The organism is Aromatoleum evansii (assembly GCF_045689615.1).
GTDB classification, from domain to species: domain Bacteria; phylum Pseudomonadota; class Gammaproteobacteria; order Burkholderiales; family Rhodocyclaceae; genus Aromatoleum; species Aromatoleum evansii.
In genome coordinates this window covers 1939399-1962378 of sequence record NZ_CP141259.1, presented here as the reverse complement: position 1 = coordinate 1962378, position 22980 = coordinate 1939399, and the positions used below count along the sequence as shown (strand labels likewise).

Genomic DNA, 22980 nt, shown 5'->3' with positions numbered 1-22980 from the left:
CGCACGACGCACGTCTTTGCCGAAACGTGCCAAACGGCTGGAACAACGACGAAAGGTTCTTTCTTCAGAGCGCGGCCTGGAGAAAGAGCCCTTCTTGATGAAGGGCTCTGGGGTTGAAGCGGCTGACCGGGTGATCACCCGTTGGTGCCGTTGCGCTCTTGGTGAGCGCTTTCGGCCGACTCCTGAACAGCCACCGTCTTCGGGCGCTCGAAGACCGTTTCACCGTCCACCTTGACGTGCGTCAGCAAGAGCAGACGGCCCTTGATGATGACTCTCGGTTCCTTACCGGGCTCGCCGGTGTCGGAATCCTTGACGTCCGCATAGTAAAGATGTGGGTAGATGTCGCCCACGCGGAATGACACAAAGACCTTGCGGTCCTGCTGCACATCCTGCTTGAAGCGTTCAACGAGCTCAGTGCACTCGGCACCGACCACTCGAAGGTCAAAATACGTGTACGCGGGTTCCGTGACGGACCCATGAACAGCATTGATCGCGCATGCGAGAAAGGGCTCGCCTCGACGACCACCGCCGCGCGGTTTCACCCACCGGACCCGGCCCAAATAGCCGCATCCCTTGGTATGCAGATCGAAATGCTCCTTCTCGGGAGCGGAGTTGGAAGCAACTTGCTTGGATTCGGTCATGACGGTCTCCAGACGAAAAAAATCGGGAGACCACATCCCATGACCGGGAAGAGGATCTTCCCGATCGGGTGGGTGACACAAACGGAACCCCAGACCTGACGGTCGTTCCGGTTACAGGGGCTGACCGGACGCAGGACAACGGCCAAATGGCCGATTGCTGACAGCGATTCTACGCCACGAGCACGCCCCGTCAACGGGGCAACACAATCGCACCCATGGCAGCGTGCCACTGCAAGTGCGCACTCCCATCGTTTTGCGCCCGGACAGCGGCGCCACGATGCGAGCGCACCTCCAGACCGAGCAAGCCGCCTTGCATTTCGCCGTTTGATCAGCGATAGTCCCCCGGACGGAGATGATCTCTTCCGCCCGACGGCGACCCTACGCGTACGATTGCGGCCAGCGTCCGATCGGACAAGACTCACTTCGGAATGTGTCCTGGGTACGCTGTGCCCCGATCGGCCCTGTTCGGTCCGGCAACGCCGAACCGCCCGGACGCCGCGTCCTTGCCTCGATTGTCCCTTCGGCCACACGACCTCTCGCCTATGCGGCGGCATGCTGATGCACCGCATTTGACGCCGCCCCCGCACGTTTGACGCCTCCAGCCAGGGGGCTGGCGCCCCTTCCATCACAGGAAGGCCCAACGCGCCGATTGCTCTCCCCGATGCCCCCTGCTCGAGGAACCACACACAACTTGGCGCCCTCCGCGCCGTGATGACATGACATTCCCCTGACATGGAGGTGAGGGATATGAACGTCGTACACATCAACACCCATCCGTCCCGTCTGCGACCGGGCGAGATCGCGATCCACCGCGAGCACGGATGGGTCGAGATCCTCGAACGCAGCGGAGCACTGCTGCGCATACGATGGATCGATCGCTCACCGGTCGCCCGCGAGGACCTCGCCCCCGGCGAGATCGACGGTGAAGTCCTCACGGCCTGGGAAGACTGGGTCGGGTGCGAAAGCCTAAGGCCGATGCCGAGACCGTCACTGCGCGGTAAATCAGCGGCTCGAATACCTCTTGATCTGGCGGCCCGACGAACGCCACCGGCGGGCCGGGGACCTGAGACGTCCGCGAAATTGGTCCACCACGAGAATCAACAAGGCTGAATGGAGGATGGCGTAGAGCCTTGAGTCGTACCGTAACCAATCGTACGTAACGTATCGTACAGGAGACGACGAGACATGCCCCGGGAAGCCAGCATCACCTACGAGCAGGTGGCGGCCATCGCCGATCGGATCAAAGCCGCCGGCGGCAAGCCCACCCCACGCCAAATCCGCGAGCGTCACGGCAGCGGCAGTTTGGGCACCATCCACAAGCTGTTCCAACGATGGGAAGGCAGCCACCCCGTCTCGACCGAGGCGGGCTCTTCCCTCCCCCCAGCGCTGCAACGGGCGATTCTCGATTACGTGACGCAGGAACGGGCAACGGCGCGGGCCGACCTCGACGCCAAGCTATCCGACATTCAAGCGGCTGCCGACGAACTCGCGGCCGACAGCGAGCGTCAGACCGACCACATCCAGACGCTGGAGAACGCCCTGCAAACATCGCAGGAAGAGAAGGCGGCACTCGCCGGAAAGATCGAGCAGATGGAGACCGACCGCTCCGCCGCCCGGGATGAAGCAGCCCGTGAGCGTCAGGCGGCCGAGACCACCCGTACCGAGTTGGCCAAGGCGCAGGTTCGACTCGACGCCATGCCCAGCCTCGAACGGGAGAACGAACGGCTACGCAGTGCGGTAGACGCGGAGCGCGCCGCCCGCACCGATGCCGAACGTCTGGCCGCGATCGCCGAGGCGAAAGTCGCAGGCCTCGCCGAGCGTCTTGAGGACTCTCAGGCACGCCACACGCATGAAGTGGCAACGCTCGACAGCCAGCTGAAGGATCACAAGCGACGTGACGCGACCCTCGAGGCAGAGCTGTCGGCGATGCGCAAGGAGTCCCGCGACCTGGCCGCTCGACTGGCTCAGGCCCATGGCGAATTGGAAGCGTTGCGCGCCCAGAATGCCGGCCATCTCGACGTCATCAAGGGCTTCACCGCGCAAAGCGCCGTGACAGGCGCGTCGTAGAGGTCCACGCGGTCGACGCTGACGTTGTCGTGCGCACGGCGACCACTCCTTTGCCGGCAAACCGTCGACGGAAAACCTGAGCTTGGCACAAGCGGCACATTGTGAAGCGGCCCTTGACGAGCCAGCGTATGGCGCCTACGAATATATTCAACGTCCGGTCAGCCCCTGCAACCGGAACGACCTTCGGGTCCGGGGTCAGCTTCAAGGTCCACTTCGAAGAGAGGCCGATGCTCCCCTGCTACCCCCGCCTTCTCGGCGGATGCGGCGCGGCAGGATCACGTCATTGGACCGGAGGCCGATGAGTTTCCGAACGCTGCCACCGAATCATTCGCGCGGGTTCGTCGGACCAGCGCGCGAATTCACGCCGTCTTGCTCGAGACACCGCAATCCGCCCGATCGAGGCCTCGCTCACGGCACCCCCGAGGAACTCGCAGCGCAGAACGGCTAGAGCTCGGCGCGCGCTGTCGTCACGCGCCGGTCCGTTGGACATTCTCCACGGGGCGATGTCGTTTCAGAATGCTGTCCCAGGCGGTGCTCGACCCCTTCGTCACCGCCGACGCTGTAGACGTTTCTCCTTCCCCGAGCGCCCCTCCTGCGGCCATATCAAGGCCCTTCGGGTGCCCACCTATATCAAGGATCGCACCAGGAACGTGGGCGACACCTCGGCAGCATCCCGCCGTGGGTATTTCGCCGGGACTTGCCAAACGACGATCGGGCCGGTATTTTTTGGGCTCGTCTCAAAGGTGCTACGCCACTCCTTGAGACGCGGCGGGGACGCCTCGCTCTCTCGCTTCGCGCGACTCAATCGCTCATTTCCTTGCTCGTCAATCGGCGCTCCGCGCCGCTCTGACTTCGTCTCGTCCTGATTCCCCGCCTTGCGACCGCTGCAATCGCCGTCGGCCGGCCTTGGCATGCATCGACCATTCGGACAACGAACGCCAGCAAGGAGAAGCAGATGAAACATGAATCCCAGGCGGCGCGCGCCATGCGCCGAACCGGCGGCCGGATCGGTGCCGGTCAGGACCTTGGAGGAGAGACAGCACCGGGCCAGGTAAGCATCGAGGATATCGCCCATGTCCTCGCGAGCACGTGCTGTTTCGCGGGCCGCGCGCGCACCTTCTATTCGATCGCGCAGCACGACTATCTGGCGAGCACCATCGTGCCGCCCGATGACGCCCTGGCGGCGCTTCTCCTCCACGCCGGAGATGCGCTCAGGAAACTGCTCGCCGCGTGCCTCGATGCCGAGAGCCAGACGACCGCGGACATTCTGGCCGACCTCGGCGCCCCGCCCTGCCTGCCGCCATCGGTCAAGTACGCGGATCTCGTATTACGCGCCATCGCGCGGCGCGATCTCGACCCACCCCACGACGACGCATGGATCGGTACGACGCAGGCCTCGCCCCTCGCCCGCCCGATCCAACCTCTTGCGCCCATCGTTGCGAAGCACCTCTTCGTCGATCGCTACTACGAGCTCCACCCTGAGGTGGCCAGCGAACGATTCCGCAGCATCGCGGCGGGACGGAGGGGTACGAAATGACCATTTATGTTGATGCCCTGATGCACAACAGCTGGCCGACGCACTGCCCGATGACGAGCCGCCACATGTTCAGCAACGCCGAGGATCACAATGAGCTCGTCGCAATCGCGCAGGCCACCGGTCTGAAGCGCGGATGGCTTCAGAACGACAGCCGCATGTCCGACGGTCCTCTCACGCCCGGAAGATGCGCCCAAGCGCTCGCCGACAGCGCGATCCGTGTGCGCCGGGGCTTCGCAATGTGGATCTGGCGAACGCAAAGGGCGCGACGTGGCGAGGAGCATCGCTCATGAGCGATTCGCATTTCCAACCTAACGACGGCGTCGGGCTCGATGAACCTTCCGGGAGCAGTTCAGACCGACGCACCACCTTCCCCGAAGCCGACCTTGCGAGCGACCGATCAGCGCGTGGCGGTGACACCACGACGCCTGAATATGCCCCTACGCTTGACTTGCCGCCGATGAACTCCCCAAAAGCCTGCAGCCATCACCGTGAGCCTTCTGGGCGCACGGACCATGTTCCGGAGCGAGCCCTCCGCGGCAGCAGACAGGCGCGCCAACCAGCGCTCCCGAGCACGGAGCCAACCGTCGGTGCCCGAGGAGATCCGGGGGCCGCCCCTTCGCAACGCCTACTCCTCCAACCCCGCGCGATCCGCGCCCAGGATGCACCGGCCTACCTCGGCATGGATCGCAACAAGTTCAATGCGGAGATCAAGCCGAGGCTGACGGTTGTCGTACTCGGCCACCGCACACGGTGTTATGACCGTCTTGACCTCGACCGCATTTGGGAAGAGATTAAGTGCCGCAACGGGCGCCCAGGTGCTGACGACTCCGACAAGGAGGCAACATCATGGGAAAACGCTCATCCGGCCTCAACCAAGCGCCGGACGGAACGTGGATCGTCGACAAGCGTGTCCTCGGACAGCGCATTTACAAGCGCACTGGATCGAGCGATCGCAAAATTGCGGAAGCGTATCTAGTTCAGCAGGAGGTTGAGATACGACGTGGGGCTTTACTTGGTGAGCGCCGAACGCGCATATTCCGCGAGGCCGCGCTGCGCTACGTAGAGGAAAACGCGCACAAGCGCGGAATCGTACGCGAGATCATTGCGATCAAGCAGGCAGACCCTTTTATCGGCACGCTGCCGATCGACGCGATCTACAACGAAACTCTCGCCGTCATGAAGAAGGCGCTCGCGACGAAAGGCGCCAAAAAGAAGACAGGTCTCAAGGCCCGCAGCATCAATATCATCCTCGGCACAGTGTCGCGTGTGCTGACCCAATGCGCGCGACGGTGGCGGGACGAGAACGGCCTCACCTGGCTGTCCGAGGCGCCGATCATCGACCCAGTGCCCGAGACAGACAAGCGCAAGCCCTACCCGCTCTCATGGGCGGAACAGAAGTTGCTCTTGTCCGAACTCGAGCCTAATGCTGCGGATTTGGTCCTGTTTCTGCTCAACAGCGGGGCGCGTGAACAGGAAGCGTGCAAGTTGGAGTGGGACTGGGAGATAGCGGTGCCCGAACTCGATACCAGCGTGTTCGTCGTACCCGCCGAGTTCGGGGGCCGGGATGGAACCGGCGGGGTAAAGAACGGCGAGGATAGGCTGATCGTCATGAACAGCGTGGCGCGGTCGATAATTGACGGACGGCGCGGCAAGCACAAACGGTTCGTGTTTGCCTCGCCGCGTGTGAAGGATGCCCCCCTCTATCGGCTGAACAATAGCGGGTGGCGCCGAGCGCGGGCCAGGGCGGCGGCGCGATACCGAGACGAAGTCGGTACCGAGCCGCCCGCGGGGTTCGCTCACGTGCGCGTACACGACCTGAAGCACACCCTCGGCCGGCGCTTGCGTGCTGTCGGGGTGGGGTTCGAGACGAGACAGGTACTGCTGGGGCACTCGAATGGGTCAGTGACCACGCACTACTCCGCTGCCGAGATCCGCGAGCTGATCACGGCCGCCGAGCAAGTGTGCTTCAGCCATACTGACGCGCCCACTCTGACGTTGATCGTGAGCAATGCAAAGTCACGCAAATCTCACGCACGAAAGCTGACGGGGGCAGCTTGATGGCATAAAAAAACCGCCGAAACCGGCGGTTTTCTTGGTGGTACTTGGGGCGACATACCGGGATCGAACCGGTGACACCTGGAGCCACAAGACCGGGTCCTAAGCCGGTAAATCAAACACTTACGTCACTTTTCTTTCAAAACAACGTCGCGACAAACCCAGTAACGGCGCGGAACTACGGCGGAGTATTGAAAATCCGTCGGGCGTAAATTGGCTGATCCCTGCTGACTTCTCGCTCCGGTTCAGCACCGTCGCCCTTTCAGGCACAAGGCGAGATCTCCCCAAGTAAGAACGCACTCCTTCGCTGCACAACCGCCGGATCTACGCCACTTCGCCTTGATCACGCAAGCTTCGCGGCTTTTGGCCCGCTCGCCCTGCTCGGCAGCGCCTTCTATCCGATTCTTGTTCATCGGCTCGCAGCTTACGCTGAACGCTTCCTCCCCACGCTCGGTCGCCCTTGCGCAGTTGCGGTTCGCTTCGTTCGCAGTGTTCAACTTACGGCGGGACTTGCACTTGCAGGAGTGCGCCCATGCTGTGTGCACAAAAAAACAGGCTTCGCAAGTGCGAAGCCTGTCAAGGGAATGACGGGGCGGCGTCCGCCGCAGCCCAAACGAATGACGGTGGCCGCCCTCCCCGTCGGGAGAGTCGGTGTCAGCGACGGATGAAGGGGTTGGGCACGTCGAGGTCGGTAGAGATCCACACGCACTTGGTCTCGAGGTATTCCTTGATTGCATCGGCACCGGATTCGCGGCCGATGCCCGAGCGCTTGTAGCCGCCGAAGGGCGAGGTGTAGCTGGTCGCGCGGTAGTTGTTCACCCACACGGTGCCGGCCTTGAGCTTGTCGGTGACGTACATCGCGCGGTGCAGGCTCTTGGTCCACACGGCGCCGGCGAGACCGTACAGCACGTCGTTGCCGATGCGCACGGCGTCCTGCTCGTCCTTGAACGGGATCACGCACAACACCGGGCCGAACACCTCTTCCTGCGCGATGCGCATCTTGTTGTTCACGCCGGTAAAGATCGTCGGCTCGACGAACTGGCCCGCGCCGAGATCGGGCCGCGACTTCCCACCCAGCACGCACTTCGCGCCTTCGTCCTTGGCAATCTGGATGTAGCTCATGATCTTGTCGAACTGCGGACGTGTGGCGATCGGGCCGACCTGGGTATCGAGCTGCGAGGGGTCGCCGATCTTCGCAGTGCTGACGAACTCGACCAGGCGGCGCACGACTTCGTCGTGAATGCTTTCCTGCACCAGCAGGCGCGAGCCGGCCTGGCAGGTCTGGCCCGAGGCGGCGAACACGCCCGACACGATGCCCTTCACGGCCTGGTCGAGGTCCGCGTCGTCGAAGACGATGTTGGGCGACTTGCCGCCGAGTTCCAGCGTCACGGTCTTCAGGCCGCGCGCGGCAGCTTCGTAGATCTTCTGGCCGGCGATCTCGCCGCCGGTGAAGCCGATATGCGCGGTGTCGGGATGCTCGACGAGAGGCGCCCCGACTTCATGGCCGAAGCCGGTAACGACGTTGACGACCCCCGGCGGGAAGCCGGCCTGCGCGAAGAGCTTGGCGAACTCGATCGCCGACGCCGAGGTGAACTCCGAGGGCTTGATGACGACCGTGCAACCGGCCGCGAGTGCCGGAGCGAGCTTCCAGCTGGTGAGCGTCAGCGGCGAATTCCACGGCGTGATGATGACGACGACGCCCTTGGCCTCGTACTTCGTGTAGCAGAACACGCCCTTCTTGTCGGTCGGGATGACGTGACTCTCTATCTTGTCGGCCAGGCCCGCGTAGTAGTGAAAGTAGTCGCCCATGTACTTCACTTGTGCGACGACCTCGGCGGCGAGCTTGCCGTTGTCGCGGCGCTCGATCTCGGCCAAGTGTTCGGCATTTTCGACGATCAGGTCGGCCAGCTTGCGCATCAGCTTGCCGCGCTGGCTCGCAGTCAGCGACGGCCATTCGCCCTGCTCGAAGGCGGCGTGCGCGGCGGCGACCGCGGCGTCGGCATCCGCCTTGCCACCCCGGCCAATCAGCGCCCAGGCTTCGCCGCTATAGGGATTCTCGGTCGGGAAGTACTCACCGGACGCGGGCGGCACCTCGGCACCGTTGATGTACTGGCCGTATTTGGGGAGGGAATCGAGATTCGACATCGTGAGCTCCGTAAAGGAATTCCAGGGCGGCGCGCGGCCGGTGCAGCGGGTGCCGGAGATGTCTAGCAGGCTCCGTCTCGTTGCACTAAACAAAACATGGTTCTATTTTAACCAAAGACTCGGGGAATTCAAGAACATTTTTAGAACAAACTTCTGTTTTCCCGATCAAGATCGCGCCCGCCGGCCTCGCATCGCGCAGGCGAAAAAAAAACGGCAAGACCACCGCCTTGCCGTTCCTTTGCAGACCGGGGACGACGCGCCGCCATCCCCGGCCAAAATCGCCCGATCAGAAGTTATGAACGATACCCGTCACGACGGCGCTCTGCTTCTCCGGAGCAATGGTCCAGTCCTGGCCGGCTGCGCGCGCCGGGCTGCCGCCGAGCTGATATGCAGCCGCGTCCTGGTTCTTGAGGTTGGTGTACAGCGCGTAGACCTGGGTGCGCTTCGACAAGGCGTAGTTGTAGCCGACGGTGTACATGCGCGCACCGCTGTCGTCGATGCCGGCGTCGCCCTTCCAGTCGTTGGCCTTGCCGTAGAAGGCGCCGACGGTGTGCGCGCCGGTCGTATACTTTGCGAGCAGATGCCAGTAGTTGCGGGTGCGGTCGTCGCCGGACTGGTTGATGTCTTTCAGCACGTCGCGCTCGACCAGACCGGCGAAGTAGAACGGGCCTGCCTGGTAACCGGCGGTGATGAAATTCGAATAGCCGTCGTCGTAGAAGTTCTTAGACTGCGCTTCCATGCGGCGCTGCTGCAGGTGACCCCATGCCGCCTTGAGCGGACCGTTCTCATACACCACGTTGGCCGAGAACATGCGCGAACCGTCGTCGCCCAGCTGCTCCTCGCCGCCGTTGTCCGACGGACCGAAGGAATACCACAGCTTGGCGCTCAGGCCGCCGAACTTCGGCGACTCGTAGCTGACCGCGTTCGGCAGGCGCTCGTCGAAACCGCCGGTGGCAGCGCTGGAACCATTCGCCCACAGGGTCGCGTCGTTCGACGTACCGGTGAACAGCTGGAAGTAGTTACCCGAGATCCCGTGCAGGTCGTCGTACGGATGGTAGAAGTTGCCCGCCTTGACCGTGCCATAGTCGTTCTTCAAGCCGACGAAGGTCTCGCGGCCACCCAGCTTGTTCGACCCGCCGGTGCCACCATCATCGAGCTTCACGCCCGACTCGATCTGGAAGAACGCCTTCAGGCCGTTGCCGAGCGCTTCTTCGCCGCGGAAACCGATACGCGAGGTGTTGTTGTTCAGCACCTGCACGGTTTCCTGACCCGACTTGCGGATCTGCTCGAACGAGACGTGTGCGCGGCCATAGATCGTGACGCTGGTTTCCTGGGCCGATGCAACCTGGGCGGCGCCGGCGCCGAGTGCCGCGAGCACGGCGATAGTGACTTGCTTCTTCATCGTGTTCCTTCCTTCGGTTTGGTATTCCGTATCTGCAAGCCGGCGGCCCGCGCCGCTCCTGGTGCAACACCTGCGAATCCCGCTGGCAGTCCATGCTGGCTTGCAGTGGCTTGTCTGTGTACCTGGCGGCTCATCGCCGGGGCAGTAGTCCGGCGCCGCAAAGTCGGTCCTGATCTGGCGTCAGGTCGCGCTAGGTTGTCGTCGTGGTCGTCACCCTCCCCGCTCCTCCTCTGGCCTTGCGTGCTTACGTGATCCTGTGCGGTTCATCGCCGCTTGACGGACTTACAATAAAACACATTTCTGCCTGCAACAACTCATTTTTAGAACCTAAGTTCGTCTGTTGCAACTTTACAACCGGTATCCTAGCGCAGGACCAGTACCGGAATACGGCAGCCGTTGATCAACGATGTTGTCTCGCTGCCCAGCAGCAGCCCCGACAGCCCCGTTCGCGCGTGCGCGGCCATGCAGATCAGGTCGCAGCCGCGCTGCTGCGCCGCCGCGATGATCTCCTCGTGCGGGGATGCGCCGCTCACGTAGAAACATTCGGCCTCGACGCCTTGCTCCTGCGCCTCGCGTGAAATCACCGCGAGAAATTCCGCCGCAGCCTCTTCCTGGACGTTATCGCTGAAGATCGCGACGCCCGCGCCCGCAGGCGCATGCGCGGGAAGGACCACGGAAAGCCCCGTCACCTTTGCGCCCACGGCCTTGGCAAGCGCCACGCCGTGGCGGATCGCCATCCGCGACAGCTCCGACCCATCGGTCGGTAGCAGGATGTTCTTGTACATGGTGAATACCTCGATTGATCAGGCGCCCATCGACGCGAAATGCCGCAGCATGCGCTCGGCGTCAGGTTCGAGCCCGGTGAAGTGGCGGAAGGCGTCGACTGCCTGGAACACCGCCATGCCACCGCCGTTGAGCGTGCGGCAGCCCTTCGCCGCGGCCACCCGCAGCAGGTCGGTTTCGAGCGGGAAATACACGATCTCGGCCACCCAGTGGCGCGCCTGCAGCAATTCAGCGGGCAGCGGCATGCCGGGAAATTTCGCCATGCCGGTGGGCGTCGCATGGATGAGGCCGTCCGCCTCGTCCATGGCGGCGGCAAGATCGGTGCACGCGGCCGCACGGCCGGCGCCGAATGCGCCGGACAGGCTCGCGGCGAGCGTCTCGGCGCGTGCGAGGTCCGAATCACGTACATACAGCTTGCCGACGCCCTGCTTCAGTGCGGCATGGGCCACCGCTGCGCCCGCGCCGCCCGCACCGAGCTGGACGACCACGTCGCGCTTGGCGTCGGGCAGGCCGCGCCGGAAGCTCTCGCCGAAGCCGCTGCAGTCGGTGTTGTAGCCGATGCGACGGCCGTCCCGGAGAACCACCGTGTTCACGGCGTTCAGGGCCCGGGCATCGTCGGAGAGTTCGTCGAGCAGCGGGATCACTGCCTGCTTGAACGGGAACGTGATGTTCAGACCGCAGAAGCCCATGCGCTCCGCGGCGGTGAGGAGCTCGGGCAGGTCATCGACGGTGAGGCCGAGAATCTCGGTGTCGATCTTCTTGTACATGTAGCGCACGCCCTGCTCGTCGCCTTCGCGCTCGTGCATGGCTGGCGTGCGCGATGCCTGGATGCCGGAACCGATCAGGCCACACAGGAAGGATTGCTGCTTCGCGTTTGCACTCATTCTCGCTTGCTCCAGTTGCGGCATCCCCTGCGGCCCGGTCGGCCGCATCACCGCTAGTGCTGTTGAATTGATGTTCGGTTGGCGGGTGGATCGCTGCCTCGGCAGCGCCCCTGCCCGTCACGGCTTCAGGGTTTTGCTCCAGCGCTCGAGATCCGCAGCAAGGCGTGCACGCAGCGCCTTCGGCGTCGCGTCCTCGACACCTGCGGGGGTCGCGCCGAGCTCCTTGAGCGCCTCGACCAGCGCCGGATCCTGCAGGGCCTGACGCAAGGCAGCCGACAGGCGCTCGACCACTTCGGGCGACGTCCCCTTTGGCGCATACAGGCCGTGCCACACGACCAGTTCCACGCCGGGCAGGCCCGCCTCCGCCAGGGTCGGGACGTCGGGCAGCGCCGCCAACCGCGCCGGCGTCGTGACGCCGAACGCCTGGACCTCGCCGCTCCGGATGCGCGACAGGGTATGCGTCGTCTGGTCGCACATGAGGTCGACGTGTCCGTCGCTCAGCATCGCATTCATCGCACTGGCGGTGCCGGGGTGCGTCAGCGTCGGCAGATCCTTGCCCGCGGCACGCGCGAACAGCACGCTGCACAGGTGGGACGCCGACCCGGCGCCGGCGTGGCCGATGGTCAACTTGCGCCGCCCCTTCTCCATCTGCGTGCGCAGTTCCGCCACGTTGTGGGCGCGCAGGTCATGACGGGCGATAAGCGTCATAGGCACGTCGGCGATTAGTCCGACGGGCTCGAAATCCTTCTGCGGATCGTAAGAAAGCTTGGCGTTGAGTGCAGGAGCCGCGGCGTGGCCGACGTTGGCGAGCAACAGCACCTTGCCGTCGGGACGCGCACGCTGCACTTCACGCGTGCCGACCGAGCCGCCCCCACCGCCGATGTTCTTCACCGAGACGCGCTCGCCCAGCGCACGCCCGAAGGCCGCGACAAAGGGCTGAGCCAGCTTGTCGGTGGGACCGCCGGCGACGAACGGCACGACGAGCGTGAGCTTGGGCTCCGGCTGCGCCGCGCCCGCCACAACCGGCACGACAGCGGCAAGCGCCGCAAGGAAACGCTTTACGAATGGCACCATTGCTCACTCCTCGCTCGATAACAGCTTCGTTCCATACGCCAGGTTGCCGCATGCTGCGGCCTCTTCCCGCGGGCGCCGCAGCATGCGGCGCTTAATCCGGTCTTTGATCAGGACTCGTTTTCGACCGTCCGGGGGACCAGGGCGCCCTCCAGGGTTTCGCATTCGGTCGCGTTGCCTTTGGCAGACTGCCGGCGGGCGAGATACGTGCCGATCGCGAAGACGGTGAGCGCGCCAGCCAGGGCGGCGCCGTACTTCACCGTCGATGTGGCCGCGCCTCCGACGTACTGCGCGAACGCGACGTCCGTCACCAGCATCTCGCCCGCGATCCAGCCGAGAAGGCAGCCGCCGAAAGTCACGAACGAGGGGAAACGGTCCATCAGGTACAGCACGAACTTGCTGCCCCACACGATGATCGGAACGCTCACGGCGATGCCGAACACGACCAGCCCCATTTCCCCACGCGCCGCGCCGGCCACCGCGATCACGTTGTCCACGCTCATGACGGCATCGGCAACGATGATGGTGCGGATCGCGCCGAGCAGGTTGTCGCTGGCGCCGACGCTCGCGTGATCGTCGTCGCCCTCGGGCTGCAGCAGCTTGATGCCGATCCACAGCAGGAGGAGCGCGCCAAGGACTTTCAGGAAAGGCAAGGCGAGCAACTGCAACGCGAAGAAGATCAGGATGATGCGCAGCGCGATGGCTCCGACGACGCCCCACAGGATGCCTTGGTTGCGCCGATGCGCCGGAAGCCTGCGGCAGGCCAGCGCGATGACCACCGCATTGTCGCCGCCGAGCAGGATGTCGATCGCGATGATCTGGGCGACCGCCAGCAGCAGGCCACCATCCATTGCCAATTCCATCATTTCTTCACCGTCACAGTTGCCCGTCGTGCCCAGACGCGAGCCTTACTTGGCGCCGCGCACCTTTGCGACTTCCGCGTACACTTCCTTGACGAAGGGCTCGCCCAGTTCCTTCGTGTACTTCTCGATCACCGGCTTGACCTTCTCGCGCATCTTGGCCATTTCCTCGGCTGACAGCTCGGTGACTTCCAGCTTCTTCTTGAGGTATTCGAGCGCCTCGGCGTTCTTCTTCGCCGAGACCTGGCGTTCGAAGTCGCGCGCCTCGTTGGCCGATTCCTGGATGATCTTCTGCTCGGCCGGGGTCAGCTTGTCCCAGGCCTTCTTGCTCATGATGATGATCTGCGGGTTGTACTGGTGACGGGTCAGCGTCAGGTACTTCTGCACCTCGTCGAACTTCATCACCGGGATCGTCACGAGCGGGTTGGTCGCACCGTCGACGGCCTTCTGCTCAAGTGCGTTGTAAACCTCAGGGAACGGCAGCGGCGTCGCGTTCGCGCCCAGCGCGTTCATCATGTCGACGTACACCGGGGTCTGGATCACGCGAATCTTCAGGCCGGCCAGGTCCTCGACCTTCTTGACCGCGCGCTTGTTGTTCGAGATGTGGCGGAAGCCCAGTTCCGGGTAGGCCAGGCCAACGATGCCCTTCTCCGGCAGCTTGTCCATCAGCTTCTTGCCGATGGGGCCGTCCATGATGGCGTGCGCTTCCTTCTCGTTGTCGAACAGGAAGGGGAAGTCGAGGACCGAAAATTCCTTCGCGAGGCCATTCAGCAGGCTCGCGTTCATCTGCGACAGTTCCACCGTGCCGCCCTGCAGCGAAGAAACGACCTGCAGATCGCCGCCGAGCGCGCCGCCGCCGAAGATCTTCACCGTCAGGCTGCCGCCGCTCTTTTCCTTCACCAGCGCCGCGAACTTTTCGACGCCGTCGTACTGTGCCGTGCCCGGATTGGTCTGCATCGCCAGCTTCAGGTCACGCGCGGCGGCATCCGCCGAGAACATGACACCCGTCGACAGCATGGCAACCGAGCCGAGGACACCTGCCACCAGTTTCTTGATCTGAGTTTTCATTTTGTCTCCTAGTCCTGCGTGCGAAAGAAAGACTTCCTGTATCAAAGCGCGGAAGCTGCGCTCATCGGGGAGCCCGGCGCCTGCCGGACCCGTATTCATCAGCTTGCGAACCACTTCGCCGGGCCGGTGACGAGCACCGGGAACGCCACCAGCGCGAAGAGGACGGCGAGCTGGGCCATCAGGAACGGCCACACGCCGCGCATGAGGTCGCTGATGCTGATCTTGCCGACGCCGGCAACGACATTGAGCACCGTTCCCACCGGCGGCGTGATCAGGCCGATCGCGTTGTTCATGATGAACAACACGCCGAAGTAGATCGGGTCGATGCCGGCCTGCTTGACCACCGGCATCAGCACCGGCGTCAGGATCAGGATGGTCGGCGTCATGTCCATCGCGGTACCGACGGCGACCACGACCAGCATGATCACGATGAGCAGCAGCGTCGGGTTGTCCATGAAGGGTTCGAGGAGCGCGATCAGCTCGCCCGGCAGGTCGGCCACCGTGATCAGCCATGCCGACACCATCGCCGCGGCAACCAGGAACATCACCACCGCCGTGGTCGTCGCGGCCTGCACGAACACCGCATAGACGTCCTTCGGCTTCAGTTCCTTGTACACGAACACCGCGATGATCAGCGAATACACCGCAGCCACCACGGCGGCCTCGGTCGGCGTGAATACGCCGAACTTCAGGCCGACGATGATGATCACCGGCAGCATCATCGCCCAAGCGCCGTCGACGATCGTTGCAACGATCTCCTTGGCTGACTTGCGCGGAAGCGGCTTGACATCATCGCGACGCGCGACGATCGTCCATGCGATGGCGAGGCCAATGCCCATCAGCAGGCCGGGGAAGATGCCGGCCAGGAAAAGCTTGGAGATCGACAGGCCGCTCGCGACACCGAAGATCACGAAGCCGATGCTGGGCGGGATGATCGGGGCGATGATGCCGCCCGCCGCGATCAAGCCGCAGGAGCGTTCCTTGTTGTGCCCGGCCGCGGTCATCATCGGCACCAGCAGCGCAGCCAGCGCGGCCGAGTCCGCAACCGCCGAACCCGACAGCGAAGCCAGCAGGCAGGACGCGAGAATCGCGACATAGCCAAGTCCGCCATGCACGTGGCCGACCATTGCGAGCGCGATATTGACGATGCGCTTCGACAGGCCGCCCGCGTTCATGATCTCGCCGGCGAGCAGGAAGAAGGGTACGGCCATCAGCGGAAAGCTGTCGGCGCCGTTGATCACGTTCTGCGCGATGATCTGCGCGTCGAACATGTCGAGGTGGTACATCAGGGCAACGCCGCAGATCAGCAGCGCGAAGGCGATCGGAACACCCAGGGCCATCGCGCCGAGCAGGGATCCGAGGAAGATCGTAATGGTCATGATGGGGCTCCCTGTCTCAGTGCTTGCCGCCCGCCACCGCACGCAGCGCGGGCTCGCCCTGCGTGTTGGCGTGTTCGCCGTGGATTTCCTCGGACTCCTTGACCTGCACGAGCTCGTGCTCGCCCAGCTTGCAGAACAGCGCGCGATACAGGTTGTGCAGGGTGATCAACCCGCCGGTGACCGCGAACACAATCCCGGTGCCGTAGAACCAGGCCATGGACCAGCCGGACGTTGGCGCCTTCACGTCGAGGTTGATGACCGTCTGGTCCCAGCTCCCCACCAGCAGCAGCCAGCAGACGTAGGCGATCAGTGTCTGGCCGAGGATCAGGCACACGCGCTTGCCGAAAGGCGAAAGACGCATCACGAAGGCGTCGACGCCGAGGTGGCCGTGTTCGCGCATCGCGACCAGGGCACCGAGGAAGGTCATCCACACGAAGAACCAGCGGGACACTTCCTCGGAAACCGAGATGCCGCTGTTGAACGCATAGCGCAGGAACACGTTCCCGAACACCAGCACGACCATGATTGCCAGACACAGCGCAATCACGAATTTCAGGAACCGGAAGTACCCGTCAACGATTTTCGTGACGACAGATACGGGGGCTTCGGACGAACTCATCGACTTCTCCTCCAGGACATCATGTTCAAGCGGCCATCCAACGTCGCGCTTCCGTCGGGGTGCCTTCGGCCTCTTCGGGACCGTTCGGACTTGCTGCCTTGTTCTTGAGACGCGCGCACATCGCGTAGGCTGATTTTCAGCAACTATAGAACGGAATTCTGTTGTACGCAACATCAATTCAGAATCATGTTCTCAAAATTAAGTACCCTTATAAAAAGGAACCCGCGCGAGCGGGTTCAAGGCGCATTCGCTGCGCGAGGAGAAACTCCTTGAAACCTCAGCTTCGCCTAGCCGCCACCAGATGATAGATCGATAGCAGTAGCCCGCTGCTGGCGATCACCGCGATGCCGAGCCAGGTGACCGCGTCCGGCAAAGCCCCGAATACAAAGAACCCGAGTAGCGCCGCCCACACCAGCTGCGTGTAGCCGTACGGCCCGAGTGCCGCCGCGCTGGAACATTCCAGTGCCTTCGTGATGATGTAGTGCGCGAGTCCGCCGACCAGTCCGGCAAGCACGAGCACACCCCATTGCTCCGCCGTGGGCCACTGCCACACGAAGGGCATCAACGGCGCAAGAACGAGCACCCCGACCAATCCAGTGTAGAGGTTGGTCGTCACGGGATGCTCTGCACTGTGGAAGGAACGTGTCACCATCTGGTATACGGCGTTGCAGCAGGCCGTGCCGACCGGGAACAGGATCGCCCAGGTCAGCAGCCCGCCGCCGGGACGCACGATGACCAGCACGCCGACGAAGCCGAGCGTCACCGCGATCCAGTCGACCGGTTTGATGCGCTCGCCCAGCAACGGTCCCGACAGCAGCGTGATGATCAGCGGCGCGAGAAAGAGGACCGCCGTCGTCTCCGTGAGCGGCAGGCGCGACAAACCGTTGATCACGAGCAGGCTTGCCCCGAGCAGGCACATGCCGCGCAGCGCCTGCAGCCGCGGATTGGCCGTGCGCAGGATGCGCCCTTTCATCTTCGGCACGAACAGGACCGCGATGGCGAGCGTCTGCACCGCATAGCGCACCCAGATCACTTCGGTAAGGGGTAGGCGGTGAGATAGGTACTTGATCAGCGTGTCGAGCACGGCAAAGCAGAGGCAAGTCAGGCACATCAGCAGGGGCCCCAGCACCCGCGTGCGGTAAACGTGCGTATCGGTCACGCGCGCGCCCTCGTGCCCCTTTGGCGGTCCGCGGTCGCTTTGATCACGGTGCAGAACCGAACGTGGGCGAAATCGCCGTAGCCGATCATGGCATAGCGCCCAGTCATGGCGTCTCCTTGTTATTGGGATTCGTTTCCTGTAACTGCTCCATTTTAGAACGCGATTCCACTTGCCGCAACACTATCGATTCCGAGGCAGAATATTCCGTGGATTCGCCTCCCCACAGGCTCGCCACTCGATACCAAACGTCCGGGCGGGATCCGCGCATCACCCCGGGAAAAACAGTCCGCTCGTGCCCACCTTGCGGTATGGGCCAACATGTTGAACTTGCCGCGGAGTGCTATCACACGGGTGCGTAGTCCGCGGGCGCTATCGAAACGACGGAGGAATGCTCATGAAGATTGCAGTGATGGGCGCCGGCGCGGTCGGCTGCTACTGCGATGGCATACTGGCACGAGCCGGACACCACGTGGTCCTGGTTGGGCGGCTGCGGCGCGACGGCTGCTCCTCGACACGCAGTCCTTTGAGGCGCACGTGCCTGTGCTGGCGAGCACCGATGGGAATGGCGTGCGGGACGTAAAGCTGGTCCTGTGCTGCGTCAAGTCCACCGATACCGCCCGCGCGGCGGCCGAATTGGCGCCACACCTCTTAAACGACACCATCGTCCCTGAGCCTGCAGGCCGACGCCGTTGGGCGTCGCGACGCCGGTCAACCGTGCGCTGTACAGCGTGATCAAGCTGCTCGAGGAACGCGCCGCGGCGGGCGCAGCCCCGGCCTGAACTCGCATCCGGCGCCAAGCGCCCCGCCCTGCATGGACGAAAAAAGGGAGGCTGCAAACGGCCTCCCGTGGATCCGGCCCCCTGTCACGCGGCCTGCTTGGCAAGCGCGAGCGTTTGTGCGGAGAGCTGGTCGTATTCGTCCTTGTCCATCGGCACGGCACCGGGCTGGCCGAGGTCGTTCAGGTGCACCCGGCAAGTCTCGCGCGCACTCCACGCCGCCAAAGCCGCGACCACCGTGACCGCGAAGGTGATGCTGCCGACCACCATCGGGATGTTCGTCGACCCCGGCGGTGCGACCGCGGCAAACACCATCGGCAGCATCGCCGTCACCAGCGTGCCCAGGTTCTGCGAGATCGCCATCGCGGACACCCGCGTGCGAGTGGGGAAGAGCTCCGGGTAGAAGCTCGGATACACCGCGTTGTAACCCTGGTAGACCACGCCCCACATCAGCAGCGACATGGCAATCGCGAGCGGCACGTTATGGATGCTGATCGCGTAGAGATAGCCGAAGGACAGCACCCCCGACGCGAGCGCGCCGACGATGATCGGCGGGCGACGGCCGATGCGGTCGGAGAGCTTGCCGACGAACGGGATCACGGCCACGGCCAGGCAGTTGCCCAGCACCGGGATCCAGAGGTAGACGTCTTTGTCAAAGCCAATTCCGTAGCCTGCCTGCACCGCATAGGCCGCGCCGAACACAGTGGTGACCACTGGGATGACATTCATGAGCGCCATGCACACCACGCGCAGCATGTCCCGCCAGCTGTGCGTGATCGCCTGGATTACCGGTGCCTTGGGCACTTCGCCGTGCTCGCTTTCCGCCGCGAAGGCGGGGGTTTCCTTGACCTCGCGGCGAATGTAGTAGCCGGCGACGATGACGATGAAGCTCAGCAGGAAGGGAATCCGCCAGCCCCAAGAGTTGAAGTCCTCGGTCGGTAGATAGTGCGCGAGCGGCAGGAACACGGCTGCGGCAAGCACCTGTCCGGCCTGCACGCCCTGCAGCGTGAAGCTTGCGTAGTAGCCGCGGCGACCGAAGGGCGCGTGCTCGAGGATCATCGAGCTGGCACCGGATATCTCGCCCGCGACGGCGAAGCCCTGTACCAGGCGCAGCACGACCAGCAGCGCCGGGGCGAGCAGTCCGACCTGCTCATAGGTCGGCAGCAGTCCAACGGCCACGGTCGAAATGCCCATCAGGAACATGCAAAGTAGCAGGACCTGCTTGCGCCCGTGCGTATCCCCCCAATGCCCGAGAAAGAACGCCCCGATCGGACGGGCGACGTAACCCACGCCGTAGGTGGCCAGCGACGCGATAATCGCGACCTTGGGATCCGCGGCGGGAAAGAAAATCTGCGGAAAGATCAGCGAGGCCGCCGTCGCGTAGATGAAGAAGTCGTAGTACTCCAGCACTGAGCCGATCCAACCGCTGGCGGTGGCCTTCTTTGTCTGGTGTTCGCCGTGGGGTTCATGTTCCGTCATGCTGGCCATCGGGATCTCCACTCTCGATCATTAAAGGCGAACCTGAGCCCGCCACGAATTGCGCGATAATAGAACTTTATTGCATGCAGCGCAACTTTGATACAGAATCATGTTCTATTGTGCAGCGCAACGACCGAAATGTCGGCTGCCACTGCGACGGTCAGGCGATCTCCGCTGCGGCGCACCATCCCTCCGAGCCTTTCCCGGCCGCTGCCCCGGGCTTTCGAATCGCGTCCCCGACCATGCTGGCGAGCGCAACTCGTCGACGGCGACGGACATCCGCAATAAGCGTGGCCTGGGGATTCTAGGTAACCCGTTGTGCCAACACCTCCTCACTTATCCGGAAAGCCCATCAGGCTTTTCTCCCGTAGCGCTCCGAATAGGCGACGACGACTCCCGAGCCGACGATGATCAGTATCCCGATCAGCGACAGCCGGTCCGGGAAATCGCCGAACACGAGCCAGCCGAGGAGCGTCGCCCACACGAGCTGCGCGTAGGTGAAGGGGCCGAGCGTGGTGGCCGGAGCGGCGCGCAGCGCCAGGATCATCAGGAAGTGCCCGCTCGCGCCGAGCACGCCGAGCGAACCCACCAGCAGCCACTCGCGCAGGTCGAGGGCGCCTGCAACCCAGAAGCGCGGCAACAGCACGCAGGTCGCGGCGGCGCCAACCAGGGCCGGATAGAAGAGCTGCGTCGCCGAGCGGTCGACAGCCGCGAGCTTGCGCGTGAGGATCTGGTACACCGCGTAGCAGCACGCGCCGAGCAGCACGAAAACGACGCCGACGTTGAAGGCATCACCGCTCGGGCGTGCGATCAGCAGCACGCCGCCGAAACCCACCGCGACCGGAATCCACCGCCAAAGCGGCATCTTCTCGCCGAGAAAGCTCACCGCGAGGATGGACACGAGAAAGGGCGTGACGAAGACGAGCGCGGTGACTTCGGCAAGCGGCATGTGCTGGAAGGCGCTAACGACGGCGCCCGTCGTGCCGGCCAGCGTCAGGCCGCGCACGATCTGCAGGCCCGGGCGGGCGGTCTTGAAGAGTGCCGTGCCGTAGCGCGGCAGGAAGACCGCGAGGGTGATCACGAAGTGCGCGAAGTAGCGCCCCCATACGACGACCGCGACGTGATGGCGGGACGCCAGCGTCTTGGACACAGTGTCGAGCAACGCGAACAACGCGAGTGCGCCCATCATGTAGAGGATCCCGCGGACAGAATGATAAGCGGACGCGTTCATGCGGAATGGACCTCCAGGAATCGAACGACAGCGGGCCGTGCAGGGGTACAGCCCCGTCCGGCCCGGCGTGTGCTGCTGGTTGCTAGCCGCGCCGACGTTTCAGCCCGGCGCCGCCGCGAGGGCCTGCGTCAGTTCCGGCACCAGTTGGAACAGGTCGCCGACGAGTCCGTAGTCGGCAACCTGGAAGATCGGTGCCTCCTCGTCCTTGTTGATGGCGACGATGACCTTGCTGTCCTTCATGCCGGCGAGGTGCTGAATCGCGCCCGAGAGGCCGACCGCGACATAGAGTTCGGGCGCGACGATCTTGCCGGTCTGGCCGACCTGGAGTTCGTTCGACGCATAGCCAGCGTCGACCGCGGCGCGGGAGGCGCCCACCGCAGCCTTCAGGGTATCGGCCAGGGGTTCGAGCGTAGAACGGAAGTTGTCCGACGATCCGAGGCCGCGGCCTCCGGACACGACCACCCGGGCACCCGCAAGTTCGGGACGCGTCGATTGCGCGAGCTGCTGGCCGACGAGTTTGCTCTTGCCGCGATCTCCCGTGGGTGCGAGCGTTTCCACCGGCGCACTATTGCCTCCTGCAGCCAGCGCCGCAAAGGCCGTAGCGCGCACCGACAGCACGCGCACGCGCTCGTCGCAGCGCACCTTCGCGAGCAGGCTTCCGGCGTAGATGGGCCGTACGTATGTATCGCCGTCGAGCACGTCGACGATCTCGCTCACCATGCCGACGTCCAGCAGCGCTGCGACGCGCGGTAGCAGGTTCTTACCCGCCGCTGATGCGATGGCGAGCACGTGGGTGTAGCCGTTCGACGCGAGCTGAACAACCAGCGGCGCGACGTTCTCGGCAGTGAAGCCAGCGTATTCGCTGCCCTCGCTCGTCAACACGCGGGTCACGCCCGAATAGGTGCGCGCCACTTCCGCCGCTTGGGCGACCCCGGCGTCGCCGGCCAGCAGCAGATCGATCTCGCCGCCGAGCTTCGATGCGGCGGCGACGAGGTTTCCGGTCATCGGCGACAGCTTGCCGCCGGTCTGTTCTGCAATGATCAGGGTTTTCATCTCGATTCTCTCGTCGCGGGTCATAGCACCCGGGCTTCGTCCTTGAGCTTCTGCACCAGTTCGGCGACGGAAGCGACCTTGATGCCGCCCTTGCGCTCGGGCGGGGTATAGACCGACAGCGTCTGTACGCGCGGCGCCACGTCCACGCCCAGGTCGGCGGCCTTCAGGGTGTCGAGCGGCTTCTTCTTCGCCTTCATGATGTTGGGCAGGGTCGCGTAGCGCGGCTCGTTCAGACGTAGGTCGGCACTCACCACGGCCGGCAGCGCGAGCTGCACGGTCTCGAGGCCGCCGTCGATTTCGCGCGTGACGGTGAGGCTCGATCCGCTCACGGCGACTTTCGATGCATAGGTCGCCTGCCCCCAATCCAGCAGCGCGGCGAGCATCTGCGCAGTCTGGTTGGCGTCGTCGTCGATCGCCTGCTTGCCGCAGATGACGAGCTGCACGCCTTCCTTCTCGGCGACGACCTTCAACAGCTTCGCGACCGCCAGCGACTGCAGTTCGGCATCGGTCTCGACCAGGACCGCGCAATCGGCGCCCATCGCGAGCGCGGTGCGCAGGGTTTCCTGGCACACTGCCGCGCCGCAGGACACCGCCACGACCTCGGTCGCCACACCCGCCTCCTTCAACCGCACCGCCTCCTCAACGGCGATCTCGTCGAAGGGGTTCATCGACATCTTGACGTTCGCGAGCTCGACGCCCGAACCGTCGGACTTGGGGCGGACCTTGATGTTGTAGTCGGCAACCCGCTTGATCGGAACCAGTACTTTCATT

At 64.0% G+C, this 22980-nt stretch carries 21 protein-coding genes and 1 tRNA gene; 6 read left to right on the top strand and 16 right to left on the bottom strand.

Going from position 1 to position 22980, the window contains the following annotated elements:
* Positions 1-134: 134 nt before the first annotated feature.
* On the bottom strand, positions 135-641 hold the full coding sequence (locus tag U5817_RS08995) for a DUF3577 domain-containing protein (RefSeq protein WP_407280500.1): 507 nt from the start codon (positions 639-641) through the stop codon (positions 135-137).
* Between the two features lie 747 nt (positions 642-1388).
* Between U5817_RS08995 and U5817_RS08990 the strand changes: the two genes are divergently transcribed.
* The 5 genes from U5817_RS08990 (at position 1389) to U5817_RS08970 (ending at position 6303) form a co-directional block, all read left to right on the top strand.
* Entirely contained in the window at positions 1389-1751 is a 363-nt protein-coding gene (locus U5817_RS08990) for a hypothetical protein (RefSeq protein WP_407280499.1), read from the top strand.
* Between the two features lie 75 nt (positions 1752-1826).
* Positions 1827-2708 carry a DNA-binding protein gene (locus U5817_RS08985; protein WP_407280498.1) on the top strand — a complete coding sequence of 294 codons (882 nt, stop codon included), beginning with the start codon at positions 1827-1829 and terminating at the stop codon, positions 2706-2708.
* 955 nt (positions 2709-3663) lie between these two features.
* Positions 3664-4245 carry a hypothetical protein gene (locus U5817_RS08980; RefSeq protein WP_407280497.1) on the top strand — a complete coding sequence of 194 codons (582 nt, stop codon included), beginning with the start codon at positions 3664-3666 and terminating at the stop codon, positions 4243-4245.
* A 65-nt stretch (positions 4246-4310) separates the two neighbouring features.
* A complete protein-coding gene (locus U5817_RS08975) occupies positions 4311-4535 on the top strand; it encodes a hypothetical protein (RefSeq protein ID WP_407280496.1) in 225 nt (74 codons plus the stop codon).
* Positions 4536-5091: 556 nt separating this feature from the next.
* The gene (locus U5817_RS08970) at positions 5092-6303 is read left to right on the top strand and encodes a tyrosine-type recombinase/integrase (RefSeq protein ID WP_407280495.1); all 1212 of its coding nucleotides are present in this window, start codon (positions 5092-5094) and stop codon (positions 6301-6303) included.
* Between the two features lie 45 nt (positions 6304-6348).
* Here U5817_RS08970 and U5817_RS08965 read toward each other — a convergent pair.
* The 11 genes from U5817_RS08965 to U5817_RS08915 form a co-directional block, all read right to left on the bottom strand.
* Positions 6349-6454: transfer RNA gene (locus U5817_RS08965), tRNA-OTHER, on the bottom strand.
* Between the two features lie 500 nt (positions 6455-6954).
* Entirely contained in the window at positions 6955-8445 is a 1491-nt protein-coding gene (locus U5817_RS08960) for an aldehyde dehydrogenase (RefSeq protein WP_407280494.1), read from the bottom strand.
* Positions 8446-8731: 286 nt separating this feature from the next.
* Entirely contained in the window at positions 8732-9847 is a 1116-nt protein-coding gene (locus U5817_RS08955) for a porin (protein WP_407280493.1), read from the bottom strand.
* 362 nt (positions 9848-10209) lie between these two features.
* Positions 10210-10632 (bottom strand): universal stress protein, encoded by a 423-nt coding sequence (locus tag U5817_RS08950; protein WP_407280492.1) that lies wholly within the window; start codon positions 10630-10632, stop codon positions 10210-10212.
* Between the two features lie 18 nt (positions 10633-10650).
* A complete protein-coding gene (locus U5817_RS08945; protein ID WP_407280491.1) occupies positions 10651-11514 on the bottom strand; it encodes a shikimate dehydrogenase in 864 nt (287 codons plus the stop codon).
* A 117-nt stretch (positions 11515-11631) separates the two neighbouring features.
* Positions 11632-12588 carry a tripartite tricarboxylate transporter substrate-binding protein gene (locus tag U5817_RS08940; RefSeq protein WP_407280490.1) on the bottom strand — a complete coding sequence of 319 codons (957 nt, stop codon included), beginning with the start codon at positions 12586-12588 and terminating at the stop codon, positions 11632-11634.
* A 107-nt stretch (positions 12589-12695) separates the two neighbouring features.
* Complete coding sequence (locus U5817_RS08935; protein WP_407280489.1) at positions 12696-13451, bottom strand: TerC family protein; 756 nt, start codon at positions 13449-13451, stop codon at positions 12696-12698.
* Positions 13452-13493: 42 nt separating this feature from the next.
* Positions 13494-14513, bottom strand: a complete 1020-nt coding sequence (locus U5817_RS08930) for a TRAP transporter substrate-binding protein (protein ID WP_407280488.1) — start codon at positions 14511-14513, stop codon at positions 13494-13496.
* A gap of 98 nt (positions 14514-14611) precedes the next feature.
* The gene (locus tag U5817_RS08925) at positions 14612-15892 is read right to left on the bottom strand and encodes a TRAP transporter large permease subunit (protein ID WP_407280487.1); all 1281 of its coding nucleotides are present in this window, start codon (positions 15890-15892) and stop codon (positions 14612-14614) included.
* A 16-nt stretch (positions 15893-15908) separates the two neighbouring features.
* A complete protein-coding gene (locus U5817_RS08920) occupies positions 15909-16511 on the bottom strand; it encodes a TRAP transporter small permease (protein WP_407280486.1) in 603 nt (200 codons plus the stop codon).
* Positions 16512-16788: 277 nt separating this feature from the next.
* The gene (locus U5817_RS08915; protein ID WP_407280485.1) at positions 16789-17670 is read right to left on the bottom strand and encodes a DMT family transporter; all 882 of its coding nucleotides are present in this window, start codon (positions 17668-17670) and stop codon (positions 16789-16791) included.
* 388 nt (positions 17671-18058) lie between these two features.
* Here U5817_RS08915 and U5817_RS08910 point away from each other — a divergent pair, with 388 nt between their 5' ends.
* Positions 18059-18250 carry a ketopantoate reductase family protein gene (locus U5817_RS08910; RefSeq protein WP_407280484.1) on the top strand — a complete coding sequence of 64 codons (192 nt, stop codon included), beginning with the start codon at positions 18059-18061 and terminating at the stop codon, positions 18248-18250.
* A 283-nt stretch (positions 18251-18533) separates the two neighbouring features.
* On the opposite strand, the gene U5817_RS08905 is transcribed toward U5817_RS08910, so the two are convergent.
* The 4 genes from U5817_RS08905 to U5817_RS08890 all read right to left on the bottom strand — a co-directional run bounded on the left by U5817_RS08905 (position 18534) and on the right by U5817_RS08890 (position 22979).
* Positions 18534-19934: an MFS transporter gene (locus tag U5817_RS08905; RefSeq protein WP_407280483.1), complete on the bottom strand. Its 1401-nt coding sequence runs from the start codon at positions 19932-19934 to the stop codon at positions 18534-18536.
* 343 nt (positions 19935-20277) lie between these two features.
* Entirely contained in the window at positions 20278-21114 is an 837-nt protein-coding gene (locus tag U5817_RS08900) for a DMT family transporter (RefSeq protein ID WP_407280482.1), read from the bottom strand.
* A gap of 141 nt (positions 21115-21255) precedes the next feature.
* Positions 21256-22209 (bottom strand): electron transfer flavoprotein subunit alpha/FixB family protein, encoded by a 954-nt coding sequence (locus U5817_RS08895; protein WP_407280481.1) that lies wholly within the window; start codon positions 22207-22209, stop codon positions 21256-21258.
* A gap of 20 nt (positions 22210-22229) precedes the next feature.
* Complete coding sequence (locus tag U5817_RS08890; protein ID WP_407280480.1) at positions 22230-22979, bottom strand: electron transfer flavoprotein subunit beta/FixA family protein; 750 nt, start codon at positions 22977-22979, stop codon at positions 22230-22232.
* Between the last annotated feature and the right edge of the window lies 1 nt (position 22980).

Excerpts from the sequence above, each read along its gene's own strand:
- U5817_RS08995 (WP_407280500.1), bottom strand. The coding sequence starts at position 641 with ATGACCGAATCCAAGCAAGTTGCTTCCAACTCCGCTCCCGAGAAGGAG.
- U5817_RS08990 (WP_407280499.1), top strand. The coding sequence starts at position 1,389 with ATGAACGTCGTACACATCAACACCCATCCGTCCCGTCTGCGACCGGGC.
- U5817_RS08985 (WP_407280498.1), top strand. The coding sequence starts at position 1,827 with ATGCCCCGGGAAGCCAGCATCACCTACGAGCAGGTGGCGGCCATCGCC.
- U5817_RS08980 (WP_407280497.1), top strand. The coding sequence starts at position 3,664 with ATGAAACATGAATCCCAGGCGGCGCGCGCCATGCGCCGAACCGGCGGC.
- U5817_RS08975 (WP_407280496.1), top strand. The coding sequence starts at position 4,311 with ATGTTCAGCAACGCCGAGGATCACAATGAGCTCGTCGCAATCGCGCAG.
- U5817_RS08970 (WP_407280495.1), top strand. The coding sequence starts at position 5,092 with ATGGGAAAACGCTCATCCGGCCTCAACCAAGCGCCGGACGGAACGTGG.
- U5817_RS08960 (WP_407280494.1), bottom strand. The coding sequence starts at position 8,445 with ATGTCGAATCTCGATTCCCTCCCCAAATACGGCCAGTACATCAACGGT.
- U5817_RS08955 (WP_407280493.1), bottom strand. The coding sequence starts at position 9,847 with ATGAAGAAGCAAGTCACTATCGCCGTGCTCGCGGCACTCGGCGCCGGC.
- U5817_RS08950 (WP_407280492.1), bottom strand. The coding sequence starts at position 10,632 with ATGTACAAGAACATCCTGCTACCGACCGATGGGTCGGAGCTGTCGCGG.
- U5817_RS08945 (WP_407280491.1), bottom strand. The coding sequence starts at position 11,514 with ATGAGTGCAAACGCGAAGCAGCAATCCTTCCTGTGTGGCCTGATCGGT.
- U5817_RS08940 (WP_407280490.1), bottom strand. The coding sequence starts at position 12,588 with ATGGTGCCATTCGTAAAGCGTTTCCTTGCGGCGCTTGCCGCTGTCGTG.
- U5817_RS08935 (WP_407280489.1), bottom strand. The coding sequence starts at position 13,451 with ATGATGGAATTGGCAATGGATGGTGGCCTGCTGCTGGCGGTCGCCCAG.
- U5817_RS08930 (WP_407280488.1), bottom strand. The coding sequence starts at position 14,513 with ATGAAAACTCAGATCAAGAAACTGGTGGCAGGTGTCCTCGGCTCGGTT.
- U5817_RS08925 (WP_407280487.1), bottom strand. The coding sequence starts at position 15,892 with ATGACCATTACGATCTTCCTCGGATCCCTGCTCGGCGCGATGGCCCTG.
- U5817_RS08920 (WP_407280486.1), bottom strand. The coding sequence starts at position 16,511 with ATGAGTTCGTCCGAAGCCCCCGTATCTGTCGTCACGAAAATCGTTGAC.
- U5817_RS08910 (WP_407280484.1), top strand. The coding sequence starts at position 18,059 with ATGCTCATGAAGATTGCAGTGATGGGCGCCGGCGCGGTCGGCTGCTAC.
- U5817_RS08905 (WP_407280483.1), bottom strand. The coding sequence starts at position 19,934 with ATGGCCAGCATGACGGAACATGAACCCCACGGCGAACACCAGACAAAG.
- U5817_RS08900 (WP_407280482.1), bottom strand. The coding sequence starts at position 21,114 with ATGATGGGCGCACTCGCGTTGTTCGCGTTGCTCGACACTGTGTCCAAG.
- U5817_RS08895 (WP_407280481.1), bottom strand. The coding sequence starts at position 22,209 with ATGAAAACCCTGATCATTGCAGAACAGACCGGCGGCAAGCTGTCGCCG.
- U5817_RS08890 (WP_407280480.1), bottom strand. The coding sequence starts at position 22,979 with ATGAAAGTACTGGTTCCGATCAAGCGGGTTGCCGACTACAACATCAAG.